Below are 14,860 nucleotides of genomic sequence, written 5' to 3' on the forward strand. Positions count from 1 at the left end.
TTCGAAGAGATTTAAGTAAGTACTACATTTATGTAAAATACATGTAAATCGTTGGAGCGGCCCAATAAGTTCACAAAAAAAACTAGCCAATGTTTTTACCACTGGCTAGCTTGTCTTTACTGTAACGTAATATCGTGCGAAACAGGTTCGCTGTAATCGGATCCTCTTTTTCCTTTGACAGTAATCGTATATGTTCCTGCTGGAGTCGTCGCTATGGATCTACGGTAGCTATATTCAATCCAATCACCCGCAAGCTTTCCAACTGAATAATTCAACCGTTTCCCATCGGCATCATGCAGCTCAAACTGCAGCTTTTCAATTTTTCCATCCACGGTGTTGGAGACCGATGCTCGGAATATAACATATCCGTTCTCTACGGTAACTTCTTCGAATTTAGCATTGACCGGTGTAGGAGGTTCTACCATCTCTGGTTTAACTTCGATGTTGACTGGATTTGTATAAGAGGAAACTCTCTCACTCTGATTATAAGCTTCCAGTTTCAACGTATAGGTGCCAGCCTTCGTAAATCCGTATGTTTTTTCCTCATTGTCTTTCAGGAGGGAACGTATTATCCGGACACCCTTTTCATTGTACAGTACATAATACAACCGGTATGCATCCGATCCTGCTCCACGAACATGTAGAATACCTTCAGCATCTACTTCACCAACCAATAACGTAGGCTCTGTTGGAAGCGTAACTTCAGCTGTGCTGGCTTGGAGCTCCTTGCCTTCACCGTAAGTTGAATTGACCCTCGGAGTGAGACGATATGTGTAAGAGGTGTTCAGAGCTAGGCTACTATCTTTATACGTGGTCTGAGTAGAAAGTGAGTATGTTTTCTCCAATACACCATCAAGAAGTCGCTCAAGCTTATAACCGGTAGCCCCATAGACTTTATCCCAGGTTAGTGTAATGGAGTCTTTTGTTTTCGTTTTTACTTCAAAACGTTGGACCACTAGTGATGATTTTGTAAGATACTCCTCAACGACCTTGAGTCTCTTGTTCAAAGCTGTTTTAGATGAACTGTTTTTTAAATTGGAAACCGCTTCAGAAGCTGATTTATAGTCACTCATCGTTTTATTGCTTTCTACTCGTTCTACCAGAAGCGTAGCATACCAGAGAACCATTTCTTCTTCATATGCACTGTCCATCTTAACTTTTAATGCTTCTAAACGAGTTTCAAGCTTCGTTTTTGCATCACTATCCGGAAGAGCATTGACTTGAGCTAGTGCAGCTCCATACAATTCAACCGTTTTTGCACTTTCAGCACGCGTAACTGCCAAAGTAGCGTTATTGGTTGCCGTTGTAAGATTCATCTTCACTTGAATAGTCGCCATTTGAAAGAGGAAATCATTTTTTACATTACTAGCAGGCAGTGCATTAATTTTTGTTTTAGCTTTATTCAGGTCACCTGCTTTGAGGCTTCCATCTGCGATATTCAAAAGCTGTTTAATCTCTTCAATTTCCGCGTGTAATGTATTCAATTCTTGAATGAGATCTTCAACCACTTTAAGACGAGTAGTTAAATAATCCTTATATGCACCCTCTTCAAGTTTTTCCACGGTTAGGCGTGCACTCTGAACATCTCCATCATTTTGCGTCTCTTCTGCCAGTTCTACCGCTTTTCTGGCACTTTCAGTGTTCTCCAAATAGGTAATGAATTTTTGAACACTATCAATACGTGTTAACAATTCCGTTTTGAATGTAGAATCTGGAAGCGCATTAACTAATGTTATAGCCACCTGAAGGTCAGAAGAACGATAACTGCTTTCGGCCACTTCGACAGCTTCTCGAGCCTTAGTCATTTCTTCAGTCTCCACAGGTTCAGTTGGTTCATTGTCGATTTGTTTTTGTACCTGATCTAATCGATCGTGGAGCGAGGTCTGATCTTCTTCGTTGAGCTCACCGACAAGGTCCCTTGCTTGATCCAGATCATCCTGGTTAAACGTGCTCTCGGCTTTCTCCACGGCTGCAATAGCTGCTTTTAATTGCTGAGCGTATTCTTCAGCTGCTGTTATCAACGTAAGGACTTCATTTAAGCGCTGTTCATAGGAAATGCGATCTTCTTCGTTTAACTGGCGCACCAGATCTTGCGCAACACTAACGTCCACACGATTTAGCGTCTCTTCCGCCTTGCTAACAGCGTCCTCAACCTGGTTCAGAAGCTTATCATAGGCTTGATTTCCATCAATCGTGTATTGAACCGCTTGGAGGCGACTCAAGAAAAAGGCCTGATCTGTTGACTTTAATTGTTCAACAAGTGCCTGAGCTGAATGAACCACTGCTTGATCTAGCGTCTTTTCGGCTTTTGAGACTTCCTCTTCTACACGGATTAAGAGTTGGCTATAAGCTTCTAACTCATCAATCCTGGCTTGAACTGTTTCTAAACGCTTCAAGAATACGGCTTGATCAGTTGCATTTAATTGCTCAATTAAGACTTGAGCTTCATCTACAGTCGATTGGTTCAGAGTTTCTTCTGCTTTAGCAACGGTTTGTTCCACACGTGCTAAAAGTTGATTATAGGCTTCTTTTGAATCAATTTTAGACTGAACCACTTGTAAACGTTCCAAAAGGTTCTCCTGATCCTCTGATTTCAACTTCAATGTTACATCTCGAGCTTGGTCTACAGCCTCTTGTGTCTCAAGGATTTCAGCTTGGGACACCAAAGTCTTAGCTTGGTTGACCAAATCGCTGTATTCAGCAATTGCATCATCGATCTTCTGTTGAACAACATCTAAACGGAGATTAAAACCGGTTTGGTCTCCAGTTTTGAGTACGGAAACAGCGGCTCTTGCGCTAGTTACATCTGACTGATTCAACGATTCCTCAGCCAGTGTCACTGCTTCTTCAGCTTGTAAAAGCTTAGCATAGTATCCAAACTGATCTACTGTTTTTGACGAAATTGTGCTGTTTGTCGCAGCATCTTTGACTCGCGCGTAAATTGTACCGTCATTCATAATCGTGAATGGACCCGCATATGTGTTCCAATTTACATTATCGAAGGAGTACTCCACTACTGCTGCATCCGCGGGTGGTTGCAACGATACCAATAAAGAACCTTCGCTCACATCACCAGAAATTAAAATGTCTGCTGGTTCAGGAGGTATGGTATCGATATTGGTTATCTCATATTTCGTAATCGATGAAATATTTCCAGCAGCATCTGTGGCCCGTGCTTCTACTATAGAGTTCTTACTGATAAGTAGCGCGAGTTGATATCGAGTCCAGGCTCCTCCATTATAGCGATATTCGTTAATATCTGATGAAGATTCATAGTTTATTGTTATTGTCACCGGATTTTTCGTTGGTTTAGTGCTGCTAGCTGAAATTGTGGGTGCTTTAGGCGGCGTTCTATCAATGTTTGATACGGTATGGTTGCTTATAGCTTTGGTTCCATCTCCAGAACCTGCAACAGCAATAATATTTGTATTATCATTTACGGTGATAGGACCGGTATAGTTGTTGTACGTTACTCCGTTATTAACACTATATCTTTTTATACTTGCTTCAATAGGATAGGATATTGTGATTTGTACGTTTGTGTTAGTTGGGGTAGATGGAGTCTGTGTAATCTTAGGGGCAGTGATTGTGGTGCCAAGTAGATCTGATAGCTTGTATCTGTCTGATCGATTGCCAGAACCGGACCCACCTGTATAGTAATAATATTCGGCAACAACATATTTCACTCCAATGCCGAGTTGGGGATCAATTGTATTAATTAGTTCCTCTAAGTAGATATTGGGGTTTTCAACATCTCCCACCCCATCACCAATCGTCTTCTTTACAGTACCATTGACAAGTAAATCGTATCGATATCCTGCAGCAGATGTATTTAAACGGAGACTTAAAGTCTTCCCTTCAAACACGATGGATGTGGCAGCTGCTGCCTTGCCTGGTTGATAAACTGTTGTGCATAAGATCATCAAGATGAGCGCCCATATCGTTACCTTCTGAGTCATTTGTTTATTGAGAGTAAACATTGGAAAAGTTTGATTCTCCTTTATCATTTGATTTTAAAAGAGCACCTTCGAAGGAAGGTGCTCTTTGGGTTGTTTTACTGGCGGATCCAGCCATCTGGGGTTCCAGAAGGGTTTGTATCCGGATCGATGCCGCCGGTAGCGACTGTATCCATATTTGTGAGAACTGTGTTACTGGAGTCACGCATGTATTGAGAGACCAGGAAGCCTACCCCTACTGCGAGGGCGATCCCGCCCAACATCAACATTCCATTTTCAGTCGTCAAGGATGCGGACTGTTCGTTTTTCATCCAGTTACGGATTTTTTGGTTCATGAACTTATTCACCTCCTGCTGTATAGAATCTTATTCATTTCAGTAAGTTGCACTTTCTTAGGACGTACAACAGCATCACAGATCTCATTTGAATATACCGTCCCAGAAATGCATTTATCGGCTGAAACGGACTAGTGAACTGTTCCTATTGCATTACTGACGAATCCAGCCATCTGGCGTACCAGACGGATTAGTATCCGGATCGATACCACCTGCAGCAACTGTATCCATGTTGGTCAATACCGTATTGCTTGAATCACGCATGTACTGGGATACCAGGAAGCCTACACCTACCGCGAGGGCGATCCCGCCCAACATCAACATTCCGTTTTCAGTCGTAAGAGACGCGGATTGTTCGTTCTTCATCCACTTGATGATTTTTTTGCTCATGAACTTCTTCACCTCCATTGAATTCTAATAATCATCCTTGGTCCAAATCCTAACGAAAGTAAATACAATCAACTCGTTGTTAAACGAATTATTATTCTGTTGCTCGCCATGATCATACAACTAGGGGCTTCAGAGAATCTCTCAACGCACCAAAGTATGTTCCAGAAAGTATCAGTTTGTTATTGGCGAACCCAGCCGTCTGGTGTACCTGATGGATTTGTATCCGGATCGATACCGCCTGCAGCGACTGTGTCCATATTGGTCAGTACTGTATTGCTCGAGTCACGCATGTATTGGGATACCAAGAAGCCTACACCTACTGCGAGGGCGATCCCGCCCAACATCAACATTCCGTTTTCCGTCGTAAGAGATGCGGATTGTTCGTTTTTCATCCAGTTTGTAACTTTTGTTTTTGCAGCTTGAAACATTTCTTTCATTCCTCCATATATGTGATTTTTCGGTTAAACCGCTCATTGCCGTTCACCGTTCTACATGAATAATCATACTAAAAATGCTAGGGTTTCGTAAGTTTCTTATCGGGTACATTTTTATCCCCCTTTGGGTAATTTTCTTGATATATAAGGAAAAAAAGCCCCTCAGACCCTTCTGAGAGGCTAACACTTATGGTTGCTCAAACCATATCAATAATCTTGTTGGCAATCTGTTGAACAGGGACATTCCACAAATTCTGAGGGTTATCTTCCAACATGGATCGGACCGTTTCATTAATTCCGCCCTTAGCCGTATCCAATTCGGATTGTACTGTATTCATCTTTTCAACAACCCGTTGATCAAAGTGGTTTTCATCTAGTATTTGTTGAATCAGGCGTTCTCTAACTACACGTTCAGCATGTAGATCAAGTTCAGTAGAGAGTACTCTGGAAGTTGGAACAACTTTTCCTACGCCATGGGCCTCCATTTTCTCTTCAAGCCAATCAATAAACTGCGGGGTAGTCATAGCATTAAGCTCAACCCGATTGGACTGTAACCAGTCTCTCCATTCGTAAGAAACATAATCGGCAACCGGTCTATACTTGGTGCTTTCAAACGTTTCTACTTGTAGCCCAAGTTCCTCCGCTTCGTCCGGGTCTAAACCTAAATTGATAACTTTGACCCTCCGACCTGGTCTAGCTAAAGTTGCTTCCTGAAGTGTTTCAAATATTTTAGTACCTGCAGCGTCCGCGTCATGAATGCAAAAGAACTGAATCTCTTCATCCGTTTCTCCTAATAAGTCAAACAAATCTTTCACTGCTCTTGAGGCATATCCTTTCGATGACAGTAAGGCACAGTCATATTTCTCCGGAAATCCCACGTCCCTAAGGCTTGCAAAATACCCCTCTTTCTCTATAAATATAATTTTGTTAAACGTCCACTGAGGTCTGTTATAATTCTGGACCGCTATAGTTCCAAGTGGTATTTCTTCTCCGGTATGTGGGTGATACAAGGTTCCTCTTGGATCCCTATACATTCCTACTATATTTCCGTAATATGCTTCATACTCCGTTATAACTTGGCAGAAGTAGTTATAGTTCAGCTGTTTACCGCCGAATGCCTCCATTATGTAAGGGCGAATAGCATAATATAATTGCCGCTGACTAAATATATATTTCCCATCTCCACTTGTCTTTTCAATAGCGCTATCTAAGTTTAGTATAATGACTTCTCGCTCATTATGGCCGGCAGAAGCTAGAGATTGATTATACTTTTTGACTTTGGCTACTGCCTTCTTCAATGCTTGTTCGATAGCGTCTGAGAATGGTCGGAAATCTGGCTCCTTACCATCTGATTTAATAGGTTGATGTGGTGTGCTTACATTCACGTAAAAGTTCGTGGGTCTCGATCTCAATGTAATGTACAACCCACCTCCGTATATATCAGAGGTTGCCTGCTTGGTAGAAACTCTTAAATCTGCAGCCACTGGAGTTTTGTTTACTAGGATGTTAATGCTCGACTGTTCTATTCTTTCTCCATCTGCATCACCATTATTCACAACCCATGCCTCTACAACGACAGGTATTTCAGCATGATGTCTTCCTCGTATCGAAGTAAGTTTAAAAGAGCTATAGGTCTTGTGATATTGAGTATCTCCAAAGTTTCGGTTTACTCCGCCTAGTTTTCGAGGGGGAACCTTTTTGATGTTTCTACGCAGTATACTCAATATCTCATCGGCAGAATTAAAGTCTACTTCAGCTGTAGTTATGGAATCGTCATAACCGATTTCTTCATGTACTGAGTTCATCAGCTCCTTTGTTTTGGAAGCCGTAGCACCAAACAACCCTAAAAACTCTCTAAGGGTCATAGAAGCAGAATTAACAAGTTCAAAAAATGCTTCTGATGTATACCAGTATGGCGACGATTTCCCTTTGTACATCTCGCCCCCTTTAGAGAACTGAATGGCCAATCTACCCCAAATCAAAGTATTTTCGTTAATGGACAGACCCAATCGTACTAAGATGGATGTTCCCTGATGTTCGTCATAACCAAGAAATTCCTTAACACTTGTCCCATCGTCTTGCGGGATGATTTTGTACTTCTCTCCTCGAGTAGTAACAATGATATAGCCGTTCGTCGAGATAACTGCACCTGTTACTACCCTTAAGCCATTACCAAGGGCACCGCGTGATGGTACTCTTAGGAGCTTCGAAGAGATCATCGGACGATTGATTGAAAAATATTGTTCCAGCCATTCGGGATCCATTCCTACTCCGTTGTCTACTACTTTAAAACTATAGCTATCAACCAATTCCAATTCACAATCACCTGCTGCATCAAGAGCATTATCTACTAGTTCCTTCACGACCAACTGGGGAATAAAGCTTCGATGAACACCAGCCTTCTGACACAAGGTATCAATATTTCTGAATAACTTCCAATCCTCACGAACAAGTTGCAATTCGATCACCTTTCTTCCTTTTATTTATGACGATTACATCGTAAGCCCATTTCGAAAAATGACAACTTGATGAACTGAACACAAAAACACGCTTAAGCACTGTCTGGCTTAAGCGTGTGGATCCCGTTCGATTATGTTTGTTATATAAGCTTTAATGTAATTCGAACTCAGTATTTTTAGGAAGCAAAAATCTGTTTTTTCAAAAATGTCAGGAACTCTGCGTCTCAATTAGTGTCATGTATACCGCTTCTGCTCTCTGTCGAGGATTTGCCATCAATAACTCAGCAACCGATTTACAGTTGAATTTTTCAGGTGACCAATCACAGACTACTCTCCCTAAATTTCTTACGTAAGTTTCAGCATCGTACGCTATTGCTTTTGCTTGAATTTCAATTGAAGCAATAGGCTCGTATGAGTAGCACGGTGTATCGTAATTCTCTAATCCCTCGTAATTCGTCAATTCAGCTAGCGCCTGGTCAAGTTGCTGATTGCTCATTTCCTTAGCCTGCATGCTTCTCCCTCCCCAAACTTACCTAAATTTCCGCTCAATGCAACGCTTCATCAACATCTCCTCCTTATTAAAGCCCTCTTTCAGACGCCATTTGATCAATTTTTTTATAAAAACCTTGCATTGAAACAGGTACATCGTTTTCAATACATTCGCGTACATAATACTTAAAGCCCTCACCAATTTCAGCTAGCCAATCAACACCGATTCCACCTTCATATGCGGAGTCTTCATAAGCTTCCAATTTGGCGAGAATATTCTGTGCCGTCATCATCATGTATTCTCCTTTTTTGGGAGGCCGCAAGTCTGCTCCCACTTTATTTTCTAATTTAGACTTTATCCTAATAAAAGAATGTTTCGTTAGTTAAGTACAATTTCAAATTTCCCGATTGAACGTTCACAATAAGCACAAGTTAAGTAAAATGATCGTTTATCTTCAGGCATTTCTTGAATATCTACAGGTGGAGAGATTGTCATCTTTGTTCCACATAAGCAATTCACATTTAAAGAAACCTGTATTGCGTTTGGTAATTGGGATAACTTTACTGTAGCTATGCTAATACACTCCTTTCTTATTTATTTCATGCCTTAACTATATTTTGAGAACCAGGGCAAAGACTTAAATTAAACCTGCGACTATCATAAAATCAAATCTTTAAATTACAACTATGATCCATAAATACAAAAAACACACCTGGAGTTGTATGCTCCAAGTGTGTCTAAATGACAATCCTGATCGACTAGAACCGTTTAACTTATTTTTAAAGTTGCATTATTCGTTTATTATTGCATCAATTCGTTGCATTTGCTCAAGTGTTAACTTCATTTCAAGTGACGACGGACTTGAGAAAAATACACTAAGCCTAACGGCTAATTCGGATCTTTTTGTCTTATCTAAAAGATCATCTAGCGATTCATACAAATAGTAGTCTGCTGCATATTCTGTTTTCTGTCTTAGTTCATCTGTAACATCAAATTGGTATTCCTGATAACCAATCTTAACGGTTACGTATTTCCTACCAACTTTAGTTACTACTCCTTCGACATATTTAGAATTACTGTATCTGCTTGTGTTAACACCCAAAGTTAAATATGCAGTATCTCCAGTCTTAAATTGATAGTTGGCCATTACTGTTTCACTCCTTATAGACTGCTATTATAATTTTTTTGATGCTGCAAATTGCTCTTCCCTATCAATTATCTCCTTTGTAATTAATCTTCTCTAAGTTCGGTGCTACTCGTTGATATAATTTAAAAACAATCCGCCTCTTGAACTTCTCAGAGATAATATTAGTGATGGAGACCTTCGAGATTGTGAGTTAACTTATCTATAAGTTGTTGATCCTTTCTTTCCAACTCAATAAATCTAAGACTACTTCACGATAATCCTTTTCAAAGGGATATCCCCCGGCAAGCTGAACACTGAAAGTTTCCTCGATTTTATCCCATTCATCACCAAGGTGAGACCATGCTAGGATGACTTCATCCAATGCTTTCAAAAAGTTTCCCAATTCAATTACCTCCTGGATAGTGTCTTCTTGACTTAAATTCAATTCTCTCTAGACTAAACTGATTGGTATATAGTTTGAGTAAATTCCCAGATTAGAATCGTTGATGGAAGTAAGTAGTAAGTTCACTTTTCCTTACGTCACTTAAATAGTTCGTTGACATTTCAATAGAGAAAATATATTTATCCAACGCTGTTTTAAAAGATAAGAAATCACCTGTTCTAACGAGACCAATGCTTTTTCGGAAGTAGTACTCTACTATGGATAGAGGTGTTTGAACTAATTCTTTAAAAGACTTATCGCCAAATTTCTCAATATAATCTGCAGGATCTAAATCTTGAGGCATGTGTGCGATCCAGAGACGAATCCCATAACGCTGCAGATTATGAATTGCTTTTGAAGTTGCTTTTTGACCGGCGAGATCACCGTCAAAACATATAATAGCTTGATCTGTATATTCACTAACCATACGAGAATGGTGGTTGGATACAGAGGTCCCCAAGGAAGCAACGCCAGTCTTACAACCAGATTGCCAGGCTGCCACAACATCTACGTATCCTTCAAAGAACACTAATTTTGTGTCTTCTGAGATCTGACCTTTTACTCTATTAAAATTGTACAAATGTTCGCTCTTTTTAAAGATTGGTGTTTCTTTCGTATTCAGATACTTCGGTTTTATCTTATCGTTCATTGCTCTGCCGCCGAAACCAACTACCTTCGAATCTGTGTCATAGATTGGAAAGACAATTCTACCTCGGAAATAATCATAATATTTTCCGGCATTATCATTTCGGCCGACCAAACCACATTCCAACATTAAAGCTAAGTTAAAACCTGCAGCCTGCAGGCTTTCGGTAGCGAACCCATTGATGTCAGGGGCATATCCGATATTAAATTCCTTGATAGCTTCGAGCGTGATTCCCCTTTTTTCTGTGAGGTAGGTTAAGGCTAACTTCCCATTACTACTCAGCAAATATTCATGATAGACATTAGCCAGGTAATCGTGGGCTTCGTACATCGATTTCACCTCATTAAAGCGTTCCGATGATTTACGCAGGAGGTGACTGTAGTTTTCGCCAATATAATCTTCCTGGATCTGCTTTATAACTTCGGTTGCAGTAGAATCCGGTTTTGATTTCTTAGCCATAGTAGATAAAAAATCATAGTAGTCGCCCATTTTTCCGCATACAGGACAGTTGAAAGATTGTTCTCTTTGGTCCACAATAAAAGTTGCTTTCGAGTCATCATGGAAGGGACAGAACGAATAGAAATGTTGACCCGATTGGCGTAATACTAGGAAGTCTTGTATCACGGTTACGATGTCTATCTTTTGGGCAGCTTTTGTTGCAAAATCTCTACACATCTCATCAAGACCAGTCATTTGAATCATTATTGGTTTCCTCCATTATGTTTAATTGTTATCGAGCGTTTTTAAGTATTGTGGGATCGATATCCGTTTCAGCTGGTGATCCTCTGTATTCTCTAGAATTACCGAAGGGAAAGTACCCTTGAGAAGAAATGATTTCATGAGTAAAGCATCTCCATCAAACGTGACCAGCTTACCTACTTTAGTCTTGAATGTTTTAGATAATTCATCCGTAAAGACCAAGTAAGCTAAACTACTTACGTTTTCAATCTCGAGACTATAATCAATATTTTGTCTTTCGCAGAAGGACGTTATAAATGAAGAGAGTCTGGCTAGTTCATTTTCTTCAGGCTGCCAGATACTACTGTACCCGTTATCCAGAGCATCTTGGAAAATAGCTAAAATCTTCTTCTCCCAATCTGGATCATGTATATGGTTCATTTCCAGCTCTTGCTCCAGTTTCAACATATGGAGTTGAGTGAAACTTTCACGTATATCTTTTACATGCCCTATAACCTCGATTAAGAGTTCTTCGTTTAGAATGCCGGCCATATTGCAAGACATTATAGTGAACCCGGCTGCCGTGGTTACCTTTTTGGATAAAAGCTCCTTGAATGAAGCCTCATCACTCGAGATGAGTTCTTCCAGATTTACACCTACAACAGCTCGTATTTTTTTTTCAGTCCCTGCTAGTAAGATAAGGTCGTCTTTGCAATAAGGCTCTTGAATAAATAAACGGTTCATAATTGATCTCCCCTATAAAATAGTAAAAAGCAGAAGGTAACTACCCCTCTGCTCTTTCAATGCTTTTGAAATCGGCTGCTATCCAATTTGGTTTAAAATTGCTGTTATTTGCTCTTGATGTTGCTTAATAATTTGCTCAATCAAACTCATGTCTTGTCTCGCTTGAACTATACGTTTTTCTGCAGCTGCCAGTATTTCCTCAGCAGCATTCAAGACAGCGATGGAATGCCCTTGAACTGAGCCCCACTGACGAATCTCGGTACGCGTTTGATGGATCATCTCCGTTTTAGCTTGGAGTTCATCGAAATCCAGCTTTTTAGATCTTCCGATACTGTCTACTAAAGCTGTTACATTCGCGAGTTCTCGTTCGATCTTGTTTTGGTAGATTTCTCTCTCATGTTTAGTGTCTCCATTCAACGCATCCAGCTTTTCTTTAGCGTACATTGATGCCCCTAATGATTGGCCTGCTAATCCTTCAAGTCGTTGTAGATCTAGCTTAACTTGGTTCCTCTGCAATAAGTCTAGGTTTTTCTGTATCTTTGTAGGTAAGGTTATTCCAGGATCTGCAGCAATATTTTGTGCATCGATCTCCTGTTTTAACTCTATTAGGTCTGTAGGAGTCGAAGAATAATCATTTGATTCCATATCCCTTTTGATATCTGACAAGACGCCTACCTGAAGATCAGAATATTCGATCTCAGAGCGGAAATCATTGTTTCCACATCCATAGAGTACGCTTAGGGTAAGGATGAGGACTGTTACTTTAAGCAGGTTGTTTTTCATTTTCATTATAAAACCTCCATGAAAAAGATTATTATTTTGTTCGTTGCTAGAAGCCTCTCTATAAAAAAATAAAAAAAGAGCAACATTCTAATGAATGTGCTCTCTTGAAATTCCACTTAAGGAAATTATGTATTTTTAAAATAAACCATGAATTACTAAATAAATACCTTTGTCACCGTTGCTTTCAACATTACTATGTAGTAAGTTGAACAACCACTTTTCTCAAATCCACATGAATTCGTACTCATGAGTCCATCGTTACAAAATTTCATTTTTTTGTCTTCATGAAATGCATGTACACAAATTTGAATTTTGCTAAATGAGATAAGCTACAAATTGATTTACTCTCTTCATATTATATCGAACCCAGAATTTTGTAAACAGGATTGGTAAATAATCCTCCTTGAGAACATTCAAAAACTGAAAATATAATCTACGCTCTAATGCCATTATCAATGTCATATAGGTTTTGCTGCAGTAAGAATTACTTTTTCGCTTGGTAGAATTGTAGAGACGCCATGTTTAAAAATAAAATTTTGCTTTCGATCTGGAGAGTTTAAAACAAGAGAGTATTTATCATAATGAGATATCGTGCCAGTCATCTTTTTCCCATTAATTAAGTACAGTTCGACTGGTATCTTTTTCATTAGGCAATGCGATAATAGATCGTTTGAATTATGCTCAACATTGCAATTTTGCCTTGCAGTGATACCTACAGCAAATACAGGAACAATTGAAAGAATAGCATGCTTATAAATAAAAGCTTGGTAACCGCCTTTCTCAACTTCAATGACTATGGAGTAAGCATCATAGTGTATGATTTTACCCATCATTGGTACACCATTGCCCAGAAAGAGGGTCACTTTCACTTTCTCTCTCCGACATTGATTTAAAAAGAGATCCTGGACATTGTTGCTCATTTATACCACTCCATCCTATTTATTCGTATAAAGATTTTGTTGTGCAACACAATTGTGTGACTATAGCAACACTTTAATATAGAAATTTATTACTAATCCAAGCGTTGTGTTTCTTTGTTAAGGTAGCGAGATCAGGGTACATTTTTGTTTGATAGATTAAATTCTCACTTAACACATTAAGGACAGATTCACTAAATTCTTTCAGATTTATTGGTGTAGATTTGTGAAATTTAAAAGTAGTCAGCCCTTTAATCATCGAGTGAAGGTCGTAAGAATCCATAATCTGCGAACTCGAACCATTGCTACTTTTTCGACCACTAATAACCTTCCATAGGAAGCCCCAAAATTCTAATTCCTTGGTAAGAAGATGTGTATTAAGCAAAGGCTGGACAAATCCAAACATGGTTAGGTGTGACGAATATTCACCTATAGTTTTATCCTCGTCAATACTATATGACCAGAGAAACCGATAAAAGAGGTCGATGATGAGTTCAGTAGTTGAAGTCCAATCAACTATTGTATCCCTAGGGAAAGTTAATATAAAATAATCATGCCTTTTCTCCAGTACAAGAGGTCCACTTGTCTTATCAATAATACTTGTAAGATTCAATATTCAATCCTCCGATCTTAATCATAAATCCGTTATCAATTTTTACAAATATATTGATAATACGTTGTTTAAAGAATTTCATGCAACCAAATCGATAAATCCTTATCTTAAGTGTTCCTTACATCGTCTTATTATATTTATATGATGAAAACAAAAATCAAGCCTGTAACTCCCATTACAAACTGTGTAAATCCAGATCCGAAATCATCATTCTTCATTAGAAGTGATCCCGTGTATACAAATAGCACAGAACTTATTGGTAGAATTGATAGAACTAAAATTTCAAACAAATGATCATGGATGTTCAGTTTTGACCACCCCAATCCTATTGCCAAACATAGGGGTAAAATAAAAAGACCTATTAATAAAACCTTCCTTCCCCAAGAGAAGTCTTTGATTCTGATCGTAGCTAAGCGATCTATCCCACATGCAGCTGCTGCATGAACAATTCCACAAAATACGAGAATTGGAATAGAAACTCCAAAAATTCCGTAAATATAATAAAGAATCCCCATTAGTGAAGGTCTCGTTTCTCAGGTGCACTGAAAATATAAATATGACTTACCATATGGATGAAGACTGCAGCAATGATAATAGTAAGAACCCACCAATCCAGGTTAATCTCTAAATTAAAATTCACATCAGTTATTCTCATGAAACCGATCGCCACCACGAGTAATACTATGATTTGTGTGAGACTAAGTAAGAATCCACCTGCTATCTGTTTTAATTTCAACCCAAGTCCCCCTTATCCATCTATGTAAACAAAGTATACCATTTGGCCAGCAAAATGTATATCATGATTTACATTTATGCGTCTTGTCATTTACTTCTCTTTTCACTATCA

General features: G+C 39.2%; 15 protein-coding genes. All 15 read right to left on the reverse strand.

Annotated elements, in window-relative coordinates:
• Positions 1–116: 116 nt before the first annotated feature.
• The gene (locus P364_RS0114830; protein WP_024630891.1) at positions 117–3,980 is read right to left on the reverse strand and encodes a hypothetical protein; all 3,864 of its coding nucleotides are present in this window, start codon (positions 3,978–3,980) and stop codon (positions 117–119) included.
• A gap of 74 nt (positions 3,981–4,054) precedes the next feature.
• Positions 4,055–4,291, reverse strand: a complete 237-nt coding sequence (locus tag P364_RS0114835; RefSeq protein WP_024630892.1) for a hypothetical protein — start codon at positions 4,289–4,291, stop codon at positions 4,055–4,057.
• 153 nt (positions 4,292–4,444) lie between these two features.
• On the reverse strand, positions 4,445–4,681 hold the full coding sequence (locus P364_RS0114840; protein ID WP_024630893.1) for a hypothetical protein: 237 nt from the start codon (positions 4,679–4,681) through the stop codon (positions 4,445–4,447).
• A 179-nt stretch (positions 4,682–4,860) separates the two neighbouring features.
• Complete coding sequence (locus P364_RS0114845) at positions 4,861–5,109, reverse strand: hypothetical protein (protein ID WP_024630894.1); 249 nt, start codon at positions 5,107–5,109, stop codon at positions 4,861–4,863.
• A gap of 203 nt (positions 5,110–5,312) precedes the next feature.
• The gene (locus P364_RS0114850; RefSeq protein ID WP_024630895.1) at positions 5,313–7,583 is read right to left on the reverse strand and encodes an ATP-binding protein; all 2,271 of its coding nucleotides are present in this window, start codon (positions 7,581–7,583) and stop codon (positions 5,313–5,315) included.
• Between the two features lie 199 nt (positions 7,584–7,782).
• Positions 7,783–8,085 carry a hypothetical protein gene (locus tag P364_RS0114855; RefSeq protein WP_024630896.1) on the reverse strand — a complete coding sequence of 101 codons (303 nt, stop codon included), beginning with the start codon at positions 8,083–8,085 and terminating at the stop codon, positions 7,783–7,785.
• A gap of 67 nt (positions 8,086–8,152) precedes the next feature.
• A complete protein-coding gene (locus P364_RS0114860) occupies positions 8,153–8,359 on the reverse strand; it encodes a hypothetical protein (RefSeq protein ID WP_152532709.1) in 207 nt (68 codons plus the stop codon).
• A 495-nt stretch (positions 8,360–8,854) separates the two neighbouring features.
• Positions 8,855–9,211, reverse strand: coding sequence for a beta barrel domain-containing protein (locus P364_RS0114865; protein WP_024630898.1), 357 nt, complete (start codon positions 9,209–9,211; stop codon positions 8,855–8,857).
• 199 nt (positions 9,212–9,410) lie between these two features.
• Entirely contained in the window at positions 9,411–9,593 is a 183-nt protein-coding gene (locus P364_RS0114870) for a hypothetical protein (protein WP_024630899.1), read from the reverse strand.
• Positions 9,594–9,684: 91 nt separating this feature from the next.
• On the reverse strand, positions 9,685–10,980 hold the full coding sequence (gene dnaG / locus P364_RS0114875) for a DNA primase (protein WP_024630900.1): 1,296 nt from the start codon (positions 10,978–10,980) through the stop codon (positions 9,685–9,687).
• 21 nt (positions 10,981–11,001) lie between these two features.
• Complete coding sequence (locus P364_RS0114880; RefSeq protein ID WP_024630901.1) at positions 11,002–11,700, reverse strand: hypothetical protein; 699 nt, start codon at positions 11,698–11,700, stop codon at positions 11,002–11,004.
• Positions 11,701–11,778: 78 nt separating this feature from the next.
• Positions 11,779–12,489 carry a hypothetical protein gene (locus P364_RS0114885; RefSeq protein WP_024630902.1) on the reverse strand — a complete coding sequence of 237 codons (711 nt, stop codon included), beginning with the start codon at positions 12,487–12,489 and terminating at the stop codon, positions 11,779–11,781.
• A gap of 452 nt (positions 12,490–12,941) precedes the next feature.
• Positions 12,942–13,403, reverse strand: coding sequence for an RNA chaperone Hfq (gene hfq / locus P364_RS36615; RefSeq protein ID WP_024630903.1), 462 nt, complete (start codon positions 13,401–13,403; stop codon positions 12,942–12,944).
• A gap of 73 nt (positions 13,404–13,476) precedes the next feature.
• Positions 13,477–14,013: a hypothetical protein gene (locus P364_RS0114895; protein ID WP_024630904.1), complete on the reverse strand. Its 537-nt coding sequence runs from the start codon at positions 14,011–14,013 to the stop codon at positions 13,477–13,479.
• 514 nt (positions 14,014–14,527) lie between these two features.
• On the reverse strand, positions 14,528–14,749 hold the full coding sequence (locus P364_RS0114905; protein ID WP_024630906.1) for a hypothetical protein: 222 nt from the start codon (positions 14,747–14,749) through the stop codon (positions 14,528–14,530).
• Positions 14,750–14,860: the final 111 nt, after the last annotated feature.

The organism is Paenibacillus sp. MAEPY2 (assembly GCF_000499205.1).
Taxonomy (GTDB): domain Bacteria; phylum Bacillota; class Bacilli; order Paenibacillales; family Paenibacillaceae; genus Paenibacillus; species Paenibacillus vandeheii.